Annotated in this window: 16 protein-coding genes; 5 read left to right on the top strand and 11 right to left on the bottom strand. The window is 69.1% G+C overall.

From position 1 onward, the window contains the following. Positions 1–26 precede the first annotated feature (26 nt). Complete coding sequence (locus tag JYJ93_RS13115; RefSeq protein ID WP_206790517.1) at positions 27–530, bottom strand: tRNA (cytidine(34)-2'-O)-methyltransferase; 504 nt, start codon at positions 528–530, stop codon at positions 27–29. Between the two features lie 17 nt (positions 531–547). Here JYJ93_RS13115 and JYJ93_RS13110 point away from each other — a divergent pair, with 17 nt between their 5' ends. From JYJ93_RS13110 to JYJ93_RS13100, 3 genes are all read left to right on the top strand, one after another. After that, on the top strand, positions 548–916 hold the full coding sequence (locus JYJ93_RS13110; protein WP_206790515.1) for a DUF192 domain-containing protein: 369 nt from the start codon (positions 548–550) through the stop codon (positions 914–916). A 144-nt stretch (positions 917–1060) separates the two neighbouring features. After that, positions 1061–1825, top strand: coding sequence for a Stp1/IreP family PP2C-type Ser/Thr phosphatase (locus tag JYJ93_RS13105; RefSeq protein ID WP_206790513.1), 765 nt, complete (start codon positions 1061–1063; stop codon positions 1823–1825). 78 nt (positions 1826–1903) lie between these two features. After that, on the top strand, positions 1904–3373 hold the full coding sequence (locus tag JYJ93_RS13100; RefSeq protein WP_206790511.1) for a hypothetical protein: 1470 nt from the start codon (positions 1904–1906) through the stop codon (positions 3371–3373). Here JYJ93_RS13100 and JYJ93_RS13095 read toward each other — a convergent pair whose 3' ends face one another. Together JYJ93_RS13095 and JYJ93_RS13090 are read right to left on the bottom strand one after the other, a co-directional pair. Continuing rightward, positions 3374–4402 carry an NDP-sugar synthase gene (locus JYJ93_RS13095; RefSeq protein ID WP_206790509.1) on the bottom strand — a complete coding sequence of 343 codons (1029 nt, stop codon included), beginning with the start codon at positions 4400–4402 and terminating at the stop codon, positions 3374–3376. A gap of 4 nt (positions 4403–4406) precedes the next feature. After that, complete coding sequence (locus JYJ93_RS13090; RefSeq protein ID WP_206790507.1) at positions 4407–5447, bottom strand: phosphotransferase; 1041 nt, start codon at positions 5445–5447, stop codon at positions 4407–4409. 259 nt (positions 5448–5706) lie between these two features. Here JYJ93_RS13090 and JYJ93_RS13085 point away from each other — a divergent pair, with 259 nt between their 5' ends. After that, positions 5707–7074 (top strand): pyridoxal-phosphate dependent enzyme, encoded by a 1368-nt coding sequence (locus tag JYJ93_RS13085; protein ID WP_206790498.1) that lies wholly within the window; start codon positions 5707–5709, stop codon positions 7072–7074. Positions 7075–7167: 93 nt separating this feature from the next. On the opposite strand, the gene JYJ93_RS13080 is transcribed toward JYJ93_RS13085, so the two are convergent. From JYJ93_RS13080 to JYJ93_RS13050, 7 genes are all read right to left on the bottom strand, one after another. Next, the gene (locus JYJ93_RS13080) at positions 7168–7569 is read right to left on the bottom strand and encodes a hypothetical protein (protein ID WP_206790496.1); all 402 of its coding nucleotides are present in this window, start codon (positions 7567–7569) and stop codon (positions 7168–7170) included. Positions 7570–7572: 3 nt separating this feature from the next. Beyond that, positions 7573–7971, bottom strand: a complete 399-nt coding sequence (locus tag JYJ93_RS13075) for a hypothetical protein (RefSeq protein ID WP_206790495.1) — start codon at positions 7969–7971, stop codon at positions 7573–7575. A 151-nt stretch (positions 7972–8122) separates the two neighbouring features. Then, a complete protein-coding gene (locus tag JYJ93_RS13070) occupies positions 8123–8581 on the bottom strand; it encodes a hypothetical protein (RefSeq protein WP_206790493.1) in 459 nt (152 codons plus the stop codon). Positions 8582–8647: 66 nt separating this feature from the next. Further along, positions 8648–9094, bottom strand: coding sequence for a MaoC family dehydratase (locus tag JYJ93_RS13065; RefSeq protein WP_206790491.1), 447 nt, complete (start codon positions 9092–9094; stop codon positions 8648–8650). A gap of 74 nt (positions 9095–9168) precedes the next feature. Then, positions 9169–10998 carry a discoidin domain-containing protein gene (locus JYJ93_RS13060; RefSeq protein WP_206790482.1) on the bottom strand — a complete coding sequence of 610 codons (1830 nt, stop codon included), beginning with the start codon at positions 10996–10998 and terminating at the stop codon, positions 9169–9171. 86 nt (positions 10999–11084) lie between these two features. Beyond that, complete coding sequence (locus JYJ93_RS13055; protein ID WP_206790480.1) at positions 11085–12230, bottom strand: cystathionine gamma-synthase; 1146 nt, start codon at positions 12228–12230, stop codon at positions 11085–11087. A gap of 50 nt (positions 12231–12280) precedes the next feature. Further along, complete coding sequence (locus JYJ93_RS13050) at positions 12281–13042, bottom strand: crotonase/enoyl-CoA hydratase family protein (RefSeq protein WP_206790471.1); 762 nt, start codon at positions 13040–13042, stop codon at positions 12281–12283. Between the two features lie 51 nt (positions 13043–13093). Here JYJ93_RS13050 and JYJ93_RS13045 point away from each other — a divergent pair, with 51 nt between their 5' ends. Further along, complete coding sequence (locus tag JYJ93_RS13045) at positions 13094–14083, top strand: class I SAM-dependent methyltransferase (protein WP_206790469.1); 990 nt, start codon at positions 13094–13096, stop codon at positions 14081–14083. Positions 14084–14100: 17 nt separating this feature from the next. On the opposite strand, the gene JYJ93_RS13040 is transcribed toward JYJ93_RS13045, so the two are convergent. Next, positions 14101–15300: a hypothetical protein gene (locus tag JYJ93_RS13040; RefSeq protein ID WP_206790467.1), complete on the bottom strand. Its 1200-nt coding sequence runs from the start codon at positions 15298–15300 to the stop codon at positions 14101–14103. Between the last annotated feature and the right edge of the window lie 74 nt (positions 15301–15374).

Raw genomic sequence — 15374 nt, 5'->3', positions numbered from 1 at the left:
GGAGTGTAGCCCGTCCTGCCCGCCCCTCAATTCGACGGCGGCGCCTGCCTGGCCGCTGTCCCCAGCTGTACCTGACGCAGCGCCTCGTAGGCGCCAATCCCCACCGACGTCGAAAGATTCAAGCTCCGGCGCTCCGGCAGCATCGGGATGGTCACCGGCGTCCCCGTCCCCCCCTCCATCACCTCCGGCAACAGCCCCGTCACCTCCGAGCCGAACACCAGGTGGTCCCCCGGCTCGAACGTGGCCGCGTACAGGGACGTCTCCGCCCGGGCGGAGAACAGCCAGCGCCGGGCCTGGGGATACTCCGCCACGTAGGCGTCGTAGGTCGGGTAGAGCTTCAGGAACACCTTGTCCCAGTAGTCCAGCCCCGCCCGCTTCAGGTTCCGGTCATCGATGGAGAACCCCAGGGGCTCCACCAGGATGAGCCGGCAGCCCGTCACCGCGCACAGCCGGGCCACGTTGCCGGTGTTGGGCGGAATCTGCGGGGACACGAGGACCAGGTGCAGCGGGGACGCCAGGGGCTCAAGCATGGGATAGAACACCGGACATGCACTGGAGGGTGACCAACGAAACGCGGCAGCGGCTGCTCGCGGACCGCGCGGAACGCGCCGAGTCCTTCGTCCAGCGCTTCCAGGGGCTCATGGGCCGCGCCTCGCTGCCCATGGGGGGCGGGATGCACATCGAGCCCTGCAACTCCATCCACACCTTCTTCATGCGCATCCCCATCGACGTCGCCTTCCTGGACGCGGAAGGGCGCATCGTCAAGCAACTGTCCGCCATGCCTCCCTGGCGCACCTCGTCCATCTACTTCAAGGCCCGCTCCGTCCTGGAGCTGCCCGCCGGCGTCCTTTCGGCCAGCGGCACCCAGGAGGGCGACCGCCTGGTCTTCACCCCGGCGCAAGACCCGGGCGTCTAGGCATCCGGGGGCCCATGCCGTCCCCTCCACCCGCACCCGGAGGGGGGAATGCTGGGACAAACGAGAGGTTTTTGACCCCTTTTGGAGCGCTTTGTTAACGTCGCGCCCCGATTTTCACGCCTGTCCCCGGAAGAGTCCCTTCGCATGCGCATCGAGGTCGCCGGCAGCACCCACGTCGGGATGAAGCGGAACCACAACGAGGACAACTACCTCGTGCTCCAAGAGGAGAACCTCGTGTGCGTGGCGGACGGCATGGGAGGCCATTCGTCCGGGGAGATCGCCAGCCGCATCGCGGTGGATGAGTTGGGGGAGTTCTTCCGCCTCACGTCCAAGGACCAGGACGCCACCTGGCCCTTCAAGATGGACAAGCAGCGCAACTACGACGAGAACCGCCTGGCCACCGGCATCAAGCTGGCGAACGCGCGCATCTTCGAGCGCGCCACGGCGGACTCCAAGTACAAGGGCATGGGCACCACCATCGTGTCCGTGCACTTCGCGGAGAACGGCGTCTACGTGGGCCACGTGGGCGACAGCCGCGTGTACTTCTTCCGCGGTGGCATCCTCCAGCAGGTGACGGAGGACCACTCGCTGCTCAACGACTACCTCAAGGCGAAGAAGCTCACGCCGGAGGAGATTGAGAACTTCCCCCACAAGAACGTCATCGTCCGGGCGCTGGGGATGAAGGAGCAGGTGCAGGTGGACGTCACCCGCGTGGATCCGCTGGAGAACGACGTCTTCCTGCTGTGCTCGGACGGCCTGAGCGGCATGATCACCGACGCGCAGATGCAGGACATCCTGTCGCGCACGCCGGAGCTGGAGAAGGCCTGCGGCCAGCTCATCGACCTGGCCAACGCGGCGGGCGGCAACGACAACGTCACCTGCGTGCTGGCGCGCTACCACGCCGCCTGAAGCGGCGCCCGTCCCATCCGGACGCGTGAAGGCCCGTGCTCCCCGAAGGAGCGCGGGCCTTCGTCTTGAGGAGTTCCCATGTCCTGGCACCTGCTGACCGGCCTGCTGCTGATGGCGGCCCCGCCCGATTTCTCCGCCCCGCTGACCGCCGCCGGAGAGAAGACCTCCGCCTCGACCGCGACGCTCGTCTCGGACGGCCAGCAGCTGGTGCTGGACGTGGACGTGGTGGACACGACGCCGTCGGCCGCGACGGACGACGTGCACTCGGATCACGTGGAGGTGTGGTTCGGGCTGGAGGCGCCCGACGCGCTGATGCCTTCCCGCGTCGTCACCACGTCCCCCGAGGGGAAGCTCTTCACGGTGAGCGGCAAGGACGACCCGAAGGCGCTGGAGGCCCTCATCCGCGGCGAGTCCCCGTCGGACAGATTCTGCGCGGAGGACAAGCAGGCCGTGCGCGAGCAGCTGGGCACGGCGCCCAAGCGGACGCGGGTGCTGCTGGGGCTCGCGCATCTGGGCCTCTTTCCGGACGGCCGGCCCCCCGTGCTCTACGACGTGGAGCGCTACCCGGGCCTGTCCCCGGCCCTGGGCGAAGGCGACGTGCGCTACGAAGCGCTGCGGACGGCCACGGGCTACCACGTGCGCGCGGTGCTCCAGCCCGGGGCGCTGCTGTTCGTCCCGAAGGATGGCGTGCGCACGTTGCGCGTCCGGGTGGACGCCATCGACGCGGGCGCCGCGGGCACGAAGGAGACGCTGCGCTCCACGCACCCGGCCCCAAAGTGGGGCGACGCGCAGACGCTGCGGACCGTGAAGCTCGTGAAGCCGCTCACGATGACGCTGGTGGAGGGCCTTCCGGAGCTGGGGCAGCCCCTGCGCAAGGCGCCCGGCGCGAAGCAGGCGTTTGATGCGCTGCCGCCCTACTTCCTGCGCACGGGGGAGACGTGGACCGGCGTACGGGCGCTCCGTGAGGTCCCCACGAGCAACAGGGTGCGGGTCTGCTCCGAGACGCTCGATGACGTCACCAGATACCGTCCTCAAGCCAGCGTCTTCGGTCCGCCCACCCCGTTCGTGGGCGGTGACACCGCGAGCATCCCATTGCGGACCCCGGGCGCCCCGACGACGCTGTACCTCTCCCGGGCGCCGGGCGACCTGCGCGCCGTGGTGTCCAGCGCGGTGGTGGAGACGTTCCGGTTCAAGGATGGCACACCGGGGCTCGTGGAGCGGAGCGATGACTCCATGTATGGCCGCTACACGGACGGCCCCTGCGGCGGCGCGACCGTCGTCACGATAGAGCTCGTGCGCCTGGAGAAGCAGGGGCCGAAGCGGACCGTCCTGCTGACCTGGGACGACTGCGGCAGCGGCATCTCGGACGGAAAGCAGCACCTGGCGCAGTACCCGGAGAGCGCCGACGAGGACACCACCCCGAAGCTCCACTGGGCCGCGCCGGGGCAGAAGCTGCGCGTGACGTTCGGTACCCTCCTCACGCTCGAAGCCACCTGGAAACCCGATGGCTCCGGCGTGAAGGTGGACACGGTCGCCGCCAGACCGTGATCAGCGCCCCGTCAGCGGCGCGGGCACCCGGTGCGGGCCCCACGCGAGCACCTCGGTGAGCGCCTCACCGGGGGCCACCTGCGTCTCCTCGAACACGGCGCAGCGCTCCAGCTTCGCGCCCTGCCCCACCCGCGCGCCCGGGCCCACCGACACGTCCGGGCCCACGGTGGCGCCTGCGTCCACGACAGCGCCCGCGCCCACGTACGCGGGGCCGCGCACCGTCCCCGCGACGCGGGCCTCCGGGTGCACCCAGGCTCCGTCCGCGCCGGCCTTCAGCCCGTGCAGCGGAGAGTCCTTCCCCAGCGCCTGCAACGGCACGCGCCCTTCGAGCACGTCCCGCACCGTGGCCAGATAGCGAGACGGCATGCCCAGGTCGGACCAGTACGCGTCCACCGCCTGGCCGCGCACCTGGAGCCCCGCCTGCATCACCCGCACGTAGACCTCGCGGTTGATGTCCTCGGGGCCTTCGGCCGTCATGAAGTCGAACACGCTGGGGGACATCACGTGCACGCCCGTGAAGTGCCACGGCTTCAGGCCCTCGTCGCCCGGCCCGTAGCCCGCGATGCGGCGCACCTGCCCGCCCGCGTCCGCCTCCACCGCCGCGTACTTCTCCCCCTCCGGCATGGGCAAGAGCACCATCGTCGCCACCGCGCCGGACTCCCGGTGCGCCGCGACCACGGGCTTCAGGTCCACCGGGAAGAGGATGTCCCCGTTGAACACGAGGAAGTCCTCGCCGGAGAGGAAGTCGCGCAGGCCGCGGATGCCTCCGCCCGTGCCCTGGATGACGGGCTCGTGCACCACGTGCAACGGCAGCCCCGCGCGCTCGCACTCCGCGCGGGCCACCGCCGCCATCGTGTCCGGCAGGTGGTGCGTGTTGATGCCCACCTCCGTCACGCCCGCGGCCTTCAGCACCGCCAGGTGATACCGGAGCAGCGGCTGGCCAAGAAACGGCATGGCCGGCTTGGGCCAGCGCTCCGTGAGCGGGCGCAGGCGCGTGCCCAGGCCCGCGCAGAGGACCATCGCTTTCATGGCTTCAGGCCGCCAGCTCGGGCACGTACTTCGCGATGAGCTTCTGCAGCCCCGCCAGCTCCGGCCGGCGCGCGAACGCGGCCTTCACGTAGCGCAGCGACGCGGGGATGGAGACGAGGAAGCCCGGGTTGCCCTTCACGCGGTTGATGAACTCGAAGCGGCCCGCGTCCTTCAGCTTGCGCTGGATGGTGAGCAGGTCGAAGAACGCCTTGAACTCCTTCGCGTCGATCTTCTCCCCGCTCTCCTGCTCGAACGTGGCGATGTAGCGGTCCAGCATCGTGTCCACGAAGTCGCGGTCCAGCTCCACGTAGCTGTCGCGCAGGAGCGCCACCAGGTCGTACTGGCGAGGGCCCTGGAGCGCGTCCTGGAAGTCGATGACGACGAGCTCGCCCTCCTTCACCATGATGTTGCGGCTCTGGTAGTCGCGGTGCGTGAAGCCCCGCGGCGCGGCGGCGAGCGTCTTCGCGATGTCCCGGAACGTGGCGTCCAGTTGGGCGCGCTCCGCGTCCGAGGGCAGCTTTCCGCTCCAGGCCTCCAGGCCCCACTCGCGGAAGTGGTGCAGCTCCCAGTCGTAGAGGTCCTCGTCGAAGGCGCGCGTGAAGGCCAGGCACTCCGGGTCGCGCTGCTTCTCCGCCTGCACGCGCAGCTTCGCCAGCAGGTCCACCGCGCGCGTGTAGAGCGCCTGGTTGTGGCGGCCACCCTCCAGCGCGGACTCGAAGGTGATGTCGCTCAGGTCCTCCAGCACCATGATGCCCGCGGGCTCGTCGTAGCGGAGGATGCGCGGCACGCGCACGCCCAGCTTCTCCAGGTAGCGGTGCACGTTGATGAAGGGCAGCTCCTTCGGGGGCTCGCCCTTGGTGGCCTCCTCGCTCTTCTTCGTCGCGTCCGGCGGCATCACCATCAGCACCCAGCTCTCCGGGGCGCTGCCGACGCGGTAGTAGGAGCGGTTGCTCGCGTCGCCCTTCAACTTCTTGATGGGGGCATCGGGGACGGGACGGCCAATGGCCTGTCCCACCTGGTCGCGAAGGGCGGCCTCAAGTTCCATGGGGGGCGGGTGCTCCGGAGGGGGAAGGAAAAGACGCCCGCGAGTATCGGAGGCACGGCGCGGCGGGTCAAAGCCCACGTGGGCCACGCGTCCGGCGGCCGCCTGCCCTGTCGCCTACGCGACGAGGAACCCCAGGGCAACACCCACACGGTCGCGGCATCCTGCGTCAGGAAGGGCCATGCCTTCGGGCATGTTCCCCCTGACGGGGCGGAGCACATATAAGGCCCCGACCCTCACTTTTTTCGGGAAGCCACGCACGATGGACATCCAACAGAACATCCTCACCGCCATTGGCCACACGCCGCTGGTGAAGCTCAACAAGCTCGTCGGTCCGAACGACGCCACCGTGCTCGTGAAGTGCGAGTTCATGAACCCCGGCGCGTCCATCAAGGACCGCATGGCGCTCTACATCATCGAAAAGGCCGAGCGGGAGGGGAAGCTCAAGCCCGGCGGCACCATCGTGGAGAACACGTCCGGCAACACCGGCATGGGCGTGGCGCTGGCCGCGGCGGTGAAGGGCTACAAGTGCATCTTCACCATGCCGGACAAGATGTCCCTGGAGAAGATCAACCGCCTGAAGGCCATGGGCGCCCAGGTCGTCGTCACGCCGACGAACGTTCCGGCGGAGGACCCGCGCAGCTACTACGAGACGTCCAAGCGGCTGGCCAAGGAGACGCCGGGCGCGTTCATGCTGAACCAGTACCACAACCCGGACAACATCGAGGCGCACTACCACACGACGGGTCCGGAGATCTTCCAGCAGACCGAGGGCAAGTTCGACTACTTCGTGTCCGGCCTGGGCACCGGCGGCACCATGAGCGGCGCCGGCAAGTTCCTCAAGGAGAAGATCCCCGGCCTGAAGAACATCGGCGTGGATCCGGAGGGCTCCGTCTACGAAGGCTACTTCAAGACGGGCAAGCTCACCGAGCCGCACGTCTACAAGGTCGAGGGCATTGGCGAGGACATGCTCTGCGGCGCCATGGACTTCAAGGTCGTGGACGACGTGCGCCAGGTGGATGACCGCATGTGCTTCAACGCCGCGCGCCGCCTCGCTCGCGAGGAGGGCATCTTCGCGGGTGGCTCGTCCGGCGCGGCCGTGCACGTGGCGGTGCAGCTGGCGAAGGAAGTGGGCAAGGGCAAGACCATCGTGGTCGTCCTGCCGGACTCCGGCAGCAGCTACATCAGCAAGTTCCACTCCGACGAGTGGATGCGCGACAACGGCTTCATGCAGGAGAAGGGCGCGGGCACGGTGCGCGACATCATCGGCGCGAAGCCCCGCGACCTGAAGACGGCCAAGCGCGGTGACCGCGTGGACCGCGTGGTGGAGACCATGCGCAGCCATGGCATCAGCCAGATGCCCGTGGTGTCCGACGACGGGCGCGCCGTGGGCATGGTGCACGAGTACGACCTGCTCAACGCCCTGGTCGCTAACAAGGTGAAGTTCCAGGACGCCATCGACCCCATCGTCGCCCCGCTCCAGGGCGCCGTGTCCGCCGAGGCCAGCATCGACCGGCTGCGTGAAATCTTCGCGCGCGACAACGTGGCCGTGGTGAAGGACGGCGAGACGGTCATCGCCATCGTCACGAAGATCGACCTCATCGACCACCTGCACCGCACCGCGGCTTAAGCACCGCGAGCGGAGGCGCTGAAAACACCGCGGGCCCGGAAGGAGGAGCGAATCCTCCCTTCGGGCCCGTCGTGCTTCAGCGGTGCGGTGACTTCAGAGCCCTTCGGGGTCCGGCTTCGTCAGGTCCAGGGCCACCATGTGGTAACCCGGCCCCACGTGCATGAAGCCGAAGCGCTCCGCGCGGTTCTTGATGGCGTCCAGCTGCGAGTAGCCCAACAGCAGCTTGAAGCCCTGCTTCCGGGCCTCGTCGCGGACGGCGGCGACGATGGCGTTGACCGCTTCGTTGCGGTCCTCCTTGGTCAGCCCGGGCGCGGCGATGATGCCTTCAATCAACGCCACCGAGCTGTCCGTGCGGTACAGGAAGCCCGCCGCCTTGCCCGGCACCACGAAGCCGTACTCCGGCAGCGCGTCCGGCGTCATCGTCTCATCCCATGGCTTGCGCCACAGGTTGAGCAGCTCGTGGTGGACCTTGGGGTCGAAGCGGACGGGCTTCATGGACTAGGAGAGGAACGTGGACATCTTCTGGGCGGCGAGCTCGGTCGCGTTGTTCATGCCCAGGTTGGTGAGCGGGTTGCTCTTGGTGGCCTTGAACAGGTCGCCCACGATGTCGGTGACCTTGCTCTTGCCCTTCGCCAGGTTCAGCGCGCCGGACAGCAGGCTGTTGCCGCCCGCGCCGTCCATCAGGCCGGAGCCGGCGAAGGTGCCCAGCGCGTTCTTGAGCACGCCGCCGCCCGGGATGAGGTCGGTGGCCGCGCCCAGCAGCGCCTGCAGGGGGTTCTTGCCCTGCATCAGGCCGCTGGCGAAACCCATCGCCGCGCCGAGCAGCGGGTTCACCGCCGACACGAACGGCTTGACGATGTCCATCACCTTGCCGAGAGCCTTGCCGATGCCGCCCATGGTCTGAGCCTTTTCGGGGAGGGCCGCGCGGGCCCTCGAAGTGAGACTGACAGTGGGATTCTCGGTGGGACGCCGGAGAAGTTTCCGGTTCCCGGATTATCCGAGTGACCCACCCCAAAGCCCTGGGATTCCAGGGCCTTGGCGGGACGGCTCAGCCCCGGATGGGGCCCTTCTTGGCCTCCGCCGGATCCACGGCGGCGCCGGGCTTGGGCGCCACGGCCTGGCCGGGCTTCGCCGCGGAGCCCAGCGCGGCGCTGTAGCGCTGCTCGTGGCTCTTGTCGCTGCTGAAGCCGTCGCGCTGCTGGGCGGGGCTGATGACGACCTCACCGTCGATGATCTTCTGCAGGTGGGTGCCGATCTCCTCCACCGTGGGGATCTTCGGGTCGCGCGCCTTGAGCTCCTCGTCCGGGATGATCTCCAGCTGGGGCGGCTTGTCCGGGTGGATGGCGTAATCGAGGATCTTCTCCACGTACTGCGCGACGGGGAGCTTCAGCATCTCCGCCTGCTGCTGCACGTCGGCGTCCGCCAGCAGCTCCGCGCGCACCACTTCCACGGGACGCTTCAGCCGGCTGGGCGCCGGAGGAGGAACGACCTCATTGGTGTTGGACATGGGCTTCTCCTTTGGGACGTATTGGTAACCCAGGTCAGCCCAGGAACTCAAAGTGTGGGTCGTTTTCTACGGAGCCGGGCGGCGGGCGAAGAGGGCGTTGGCCACCTCCGTCATCACCACCTCGCCGTGCTGGTTCACGACCTCCAGGCGCAGCTTGAGCGCGCCGCGGTCCGGCTTGCTCGCGGAGGGCCTCGCCTCCAGCGTCTCGATGCGGATCCGCAGCGAGTCACCGGGGCGCACCGGCTTCTTCCAGCGCAGCTCGTCCAGGCCGGGCGACCCCATGCCGGCGGCCTGGCCCAGCAGGCCCTCCACCATGAGCTTGTGGCAGATGGCGGCGGTGTGCCAGCCGCTGGCGATGATGCCGCCGTAGATGCTCTTGCCGGCGGCGTCCTCGTCGATGTGGAAGGGCTGCGGGTCGAACTGGCGCGCGAACGCGATGATCTCCTCGCGCGTCACCACGTACGGCCCCCGCTCCATGATTTCGCCGACGGGGAAGTCCTCGAAGTAGCGCATGGTGTCCTTCCTGTGGGTGCCGGGCCCGCCGGCGGTTCATTCCGCCCTTCCCTACCCTCCGGCGGGCCTCGCGGCTACTGCGGAAGCGGCTCTTCGGGGTCGGCCACGGACTCCAGCGTGTCCGCGGGCGGCACGGGGCCTCGCCGCGCCGGCTCCGCGCGGTCGTCCGTGGGGCCCGGGGGCGTGGCGTGCGCCTCCTCCGCCGCGGCCTCCTCCGCCTCCAGCGCGCTGGCCTGGACGCCGCGGACCGAAGCCTTGGCCAGCGTCTTCCTGAGGGTCAGCGTGTCGCGCACGGTGTTGCTGGAGGTGATGAGCCGCGCGGTGAGCGTGCCGCCGTCCACCGTCACGTCCAGGAAGCCGTAGGCCTGGTTGTCACGCAGCGCGGTCCACGCGGGCTGGCTGGTGGCGAAGGGACGCAGCGTGGCACCGCCGCTGCCCACCACGAGGTACGGGATGCCGCGCTGGGTGCTGGAGGCCACGTTGTCGCCGTACATCGGCTTGCTGCGCTCGTAGTCGTGGTCATGACCGGTGAGCACCAGGTCCACGCCGTACTTCTCGAACAGCGGGCCGAACTGGCGGCGCATGGTGAGCTGCGAGCCGTGCTCACCGCTGGACCACGACGGATGGTGGAAGAAGGCCACCGTCCACGGCCGAGTGTTCGCGGCCAGGTCCGACTCCGCCCATGACTTCTGCGCCGCGAGCGTGCACCGGTCCGCGGACGCCAGGCCCACCGCGCAGTTGGAGTCCAGGGAGATGAAGTGCACCGGGCCCCAGTCGAAGGAGTAGTAGCGCTCGGTGCCCTGCGGGTTGTTGGCCGGCAGGTACATGTTGTCCAGGTAGGGCTGCGCCTGGTTCGTCACGTACTCGTGGTTGCCGGGCGTGGCGAACATGGGCACTTCGCGCAGCAAGCCCGCCATGGGCTTGAAGAGGTGCTCCTGGAACTCCGCGTCCGTGCCGTTCGGGTACGCGTTGTCACCCAGCGCCAGCAATAGCTCCGAGCGCCACTGCGGCGTGTTCATCACCGCCATCACCTTCCCCTGCATGCTGCCGCCGGTGCCGAAGTCGCCCATCGCGGTGAAGTGCGCCTGGGTGGCCGAGGACGTCGTGGACGTCTGGAAGCTGCGCAGGCCCGTCTTGCTGCCGCAGGCCTCCACCACGTAGCCGTAGGTGCGGCCCGCGGACAGGTTGGACAGCTTCACCGCGTGGCGCGTGCCCGTCACACCCGCGCTGACGGAGGACGTGAGGTTGTTCCCCTCGCCATAGCGCACCGTGGGGTTGCAGCTGCTGGCGGTGCGGAAGGCCACGATGGCGGACGTCTGCTTCACGCTCTGCAGGTACGGCAGGCGCGGCAACGCGGTGCCGGAGTCACTGGAAGACGGCGGAGCGCTTGCCGCGCACGCACGGGCCTCCGCGATGGAGTTCCAGTCGTTCACCGTGTTGCCATTGACGGTGATGCGCACGTAGCGCGCGCTGCGCGAGGAGAACGCCACCGTCTGCGCGGACGTGTTGAGCGCGCTGTCACCGGCGTACGCCTGGGTGAAGCTGCTGCCGTCGGTGGACGTGGAGACGACGAAGTGGTTCTGGCGCTCGTTGCCCCGGTGCCACGCGATGGTGGTGCCCGTGAGCGTCTGCGCCGAGCCCAGGTCCATCTGGAGCCAGACGCCCGTCCCCTGGGCGCTCCAGCGAGTGCCCAGGTCGTCGTCTTGCGTGTTGGCGGGGACGTTGCCGTCGTCGCCGCTCGCCGTCACCGTCTTCGTGACGAGCTGATTGCAGTTGGACGCGGAGAGCGACTCCGGCAGCGCGGCCGGAGGAACGTCGGAGTCAGTGGGAGCAGGCGGTGACTCGCAGCCAGTCGCGAGCCACGCGCCCAGGAGGCAGGTGGGACCAAGCAGTCGGTTACGCATCGCGCCGGAAACGTTGTGTTCCAACCAACATTCCCCCTGCCCCGGAGGGCAGGCCTGGCAGGCAGGAGCGCGAGCGAGCGCGCTGACTACTTCACGCGGTCGAGTGCGTGCGCGAGGTCGTCGATGAGGTCCTGCGCGTCCTCGATGCCGACGGACAGGCGGATGAAGCCGTCCGCGATGCCCAGCTTCTCCCGCGTCTCCCTGGGGATGGAGGCGTGGGTCATGATGGCCGGGTGCTCGATGAGGGACTCGACGCCGCCCAGGGACTCGGCGCAGGCGAAGACCTTCACCGTCTTGAGGAAGGTGCGCGCCGCCTCCAGACCGCCGTGGATGTCGAACGTCAGCATGCCGCCAAAGCCGCTCATCTGCTGCTTCGCGAGCGCGTGCTGCGGGTGCGTCTCCAGGCCCGGGTAGGTGACCTTCTTCACCTGCTTGTGCGTGGACAGGTACTGGGCCACCTTCATCGCGTTCTGCGCGTGGCGGTCCATGCGCACGTGCAGCGTCTTCACGCCGCGCAGCACGAGGAAGCTGTCGAAGGCGCCGGACACGCCGCCCACCGCGTTCTGCAGGAAGTACATCCGCTCCGCGATGTCGTCGCGGCTGGTGCAGACGAAGCCGCCCACCACGTCGCTGTGGCCGTTCAGGTACTTTGTCGTGGAGTGCGCCACGACGTCGAAGCCCAGGTTGAGGGGCTTCTGGAAGTACGGCGTCATGAACGTGTTGTCCGCGACGGAGATGATGCCGCGCTTCTTGGCGACCTCGGCGATGCGCGCCAGGTCGATGAGCTTGAGCATCGGGTTCGTCGGCGTCTCCACCCAGACCATCTTCGTCTTCGGGGTGATGGCCGCCTCGAAGTTCTCCGGCTTGGAGAGGTCCACGAAGGAGAAGTTCAGGCCGGAGCGCTTGAACACCTTGTCGAAGATGCGGAAGGTGCCGCCGTACACGTCGTCGGAGACGATGACGTGGTCACCGGCCTCCAGCATGTGCATCAGCATGTCCGTGCCGGCGAGGCCGGACGCGAACGCGGCGCCGTACTTCGCGCCTTCCAGCGCGGCCAGGCAGTCCTGCAGCGCCTTGCGCGTGGGGTTCTGCGTGCGGCTGTACTCGTAGCCCTTGTGCTCCCCCGGCCCGTCCTGGACGTAGGTGGAGGTCAGGTACACGGGCGTCATGATGGCGCCGGTGGTGGGATCCGGCTCCTGGCCGGCGTGGATGGCGAGCGTGTCGAAGCGCATGGCTTCGCGAACTAACACAGTCCCACCGGCCGTGCAGCGCTCCCGGGCCTCTAGTCGAACTGGCCGTGCCGGCCCGCCCCCTTCGCGAAGCGCGTGGCCCCGGGGATGGACTCCGTCTGGAGCACCTTCACCCCGGCCTGAAACTCCTGGCGCATCGCGTCTTCGAAGGCCAGGTCCCCCTGGGCGTAGGCGGAGGCTCGGTCCGCGTTCATGCAGGCCTGCGGGAAGGCAGCGATTTGAGCGGCCAGCGACTCCGAGGCGCTCCGGGCCTCGCCCTTCGGCACCACGCGGTTGACCAGGCCCATGCCCAGCGCCTCACCCGACGACACGGGGCGGCCGGTGAGGATGAGGTCCAGCGCGCGCGACAGGCCAATCAGCCGGGGCAGGCGCACGGTGCCCCCGTCGATGAGGGGCACGCCCCAGCGGCGGCAGAAGACGCCCAATACCGCGTCCTCCTCCGCCACGCGCAGGTCGCACCACAGCGCCAGCTCCAGGCCTCCCGCCACCGCGTGGCCGCTGATGGCCGCCACCACGGGCTTGGACAGGCGCATGCGCGAAGGCCCCATGGGCCCGTCCCCGTCCGGCTCCAGGCGCGGCAGGCGCCCTTCCGACACGGCCTTCAGGTCCGCGCCCGCGCAGAACGTCCCCGCGTCGCCATGGAGGACGCCCACCTTCGCGTCGGGGTCCGCGTCGAAGGCGCGGAAGGCGTCCGCCAGCTCCCGGGCCGTGTCGGCGTCCACCGCGTTGCGGACCTCCGGCCGGTGGAGGATGACGGTGGTGACGGGTCCGTTCTTCTCGACGCGCACGCTCATGGGGACCGGTTTTCCCCCGCCCCCGGGGCGGCCTGCAATATGAGGGGAGCCATGTCGGACGAAGGCAACCAGGAGACGCAGGGCGCGGGTGGCATGTTCGAGAACCGCCTGCGCAAGAACGCGAAGCGCCTGCGCAAGTGGGCTCTCGCGCAAGGGCTCACCGCCTTCCGCGTCTATGACCGGGACATCCCCGAGTACCCCTACGCCGTGGACCTCTACGGCGACCACGCCCACGTCGTGGAGTTCCCCCGCCGCAAGGCCCGCGCGAAGGGGACGTCCGAAGACGCGGAGCGCGACGAGGTGCTCGCCGCCGTCACCGCCGTGCTGGGCGTGCCGCCCGAGCGCACGTCCGTGAAGACGCACACGCCCCAGCCCTGGGGCCGCTCGCAGTATGGCCGCGTGGGCGAGGGCAGCGAGCGGCTGGTGGTGGAGGAGCAGGGCCTCAAGTTCTGGGTGAACCTGGGCGACTACCTGGACACCGGCCTCTTCATGGACCACCGCAACACCCGCGCGCGTGTGCGCTCGGAGGCCAAGGGGAAGCAGTTCCTCAACCTCTTCGCGTACACCGGCGCGTTCACCGTGTACGCGGCGGCGGGCGGCGCGGCGGGCAGCGTGAGCGTGGACCTGTCCAACACGTACCTGGACTGGGCGGAGGACAACCTGGTCCTCAACGGCCTGGCGGACCCTCGCCACGTGCTCATCCGCGCGGACGCGAAGGCGTGGCTGGAGGACCAGGCGAAGCACGGGGACGACAAGTACGACCTCATCGTCTGCGACCCGCCGTCGTTCTCCACGTCGAAGAAGATGTCGGGGACTTTCGACGTGCAGCGCGACCACGTGCGGATGCTGGAACACCTCCGGGCGCTCATGGCCCCCGGAGGCGTCCTCTACTTCTCCACCAACTTCCTGGGCTTCGAACTGAAGGACTCCGCCACCCGGGGCATGGAGAAGGTGGAGGAGCTCACCCCCCGCTCCATCCCCGAGGACTTCCACCGCAAGGAGATCCACCGATGCTGGCGCATGGTGGCCCCCTCGCGGTGAGCGTCAGCCGCTGACGGCTACAGCCAGCAGACGTTGTCCTGGCAGCGCTCGCCGGACGGGCACTCGCAGTTGGCCTGGCAGACCTTGCCGGAGCCGTGGTTCACCGGCTTGCACTGGCCGCTGGTGCAGGCCTGGCCCGCCGGGCACTCGCAGTTGGCGCGGCACACGGTGCCGGACGTCCCCGCGTCGTACGACGGCTGCGTCGGGGGCAGCTTGCACTTGCCGCTGGTGCAGACCTCACCGGACGGGCACTCGCAGTTCACCGTGCAGGAGATGTTGCTGCCCGAGCCCGCGTCCGGCACCGGCTGCTTGCAGTAGCCGCCGTTGCACACCTGGCCGGAGGGGCAGTCGCAGTTGGCGAGGCACGCCTGGCCCGGGTCCGGCTGCGGCGACTTGCACTGGCCGCTGGTGCAGACCTGGCCGGCCGGGCACTCGCAGTTGGCCTGGCACTGGCCGCCGGAAGGAATGGGCAGGCAGTAGCCCACCTCGCACTTGGTGTCCGCGGAGCACTCCGTCGTGGAGGAGCACGGCGCGCGGCACTGGCCGTTCACGCAGTCGCGGCCCGTGGGGCACTGGGCCTCCGTGGTGCACGCGTTCGGGTCCGTCTGCGGCTTCTGGCACAGGCCCTGGATGCACACGCCGCCCGGGCCGCACTTGTCGTCATGGTCGCACTGCTGACGGCACTGGCCGTTGATGCAGTAGTGGTCCGTGCCGCAGTCGGAATTGACCCGGCAGACCGGGGCGCCACCGTCCGTGCCCGCGTCCGGCTTCGTGCCGCCGTCCGGCTTGGTGCCGCCGTCCGTGGTGCCCGCGTCCGGCTTCGTGCCGGCGTCCGGCTTGGTGCCGCCGTCCGTGGTGCCCGCGTCCGGCTTGGTACCGGAGGTGGTGCAGAAGTTGTCCTTGCAGCGGCCGCCCGCGCCACATTCCGAGTCGCGGTAGCACGACTGGGCGCACCAGCCGTTGATACACATCTGCGTGCCGGGACACTCGCTGGAATAGACGCAGCCCTGGGAGTCGGAGGTCAGGTCCCAGCAGCTCCCGGAGCGACAGTACTGGTTCGAGCCGCAGTCGGACGTGGTGGAGCAGCCGTAGCTGGTGTCGTAGTCGTCGTCAGGCCAGTAACCGCCGCCATTCGTCTCGAGGATACAACCCGACAACAGGCCTAACAGCGTAAGGAACGGCACGACCAATGTGCCGCGAAGCGTGATGTTCCTCATGAGTGGGGGCTCCAAAGGAATGGGATGGGTCCGGACCGGCCACCGGGGGGGTCATCCGATTTCGAGAGCCTTCG

The sequence above is a fragment of the Corallococcus sp. NCSPR001 genome, from assembly GCF_017309135.1.
Lineage (GTDB): Bacteria > Myxococcota > Myxococcia > Myxococcales > Myxococcaceae > Corallococcus.
This window is presented reverse-complemented; position numbering and strand designations above follow the sequence as displayed.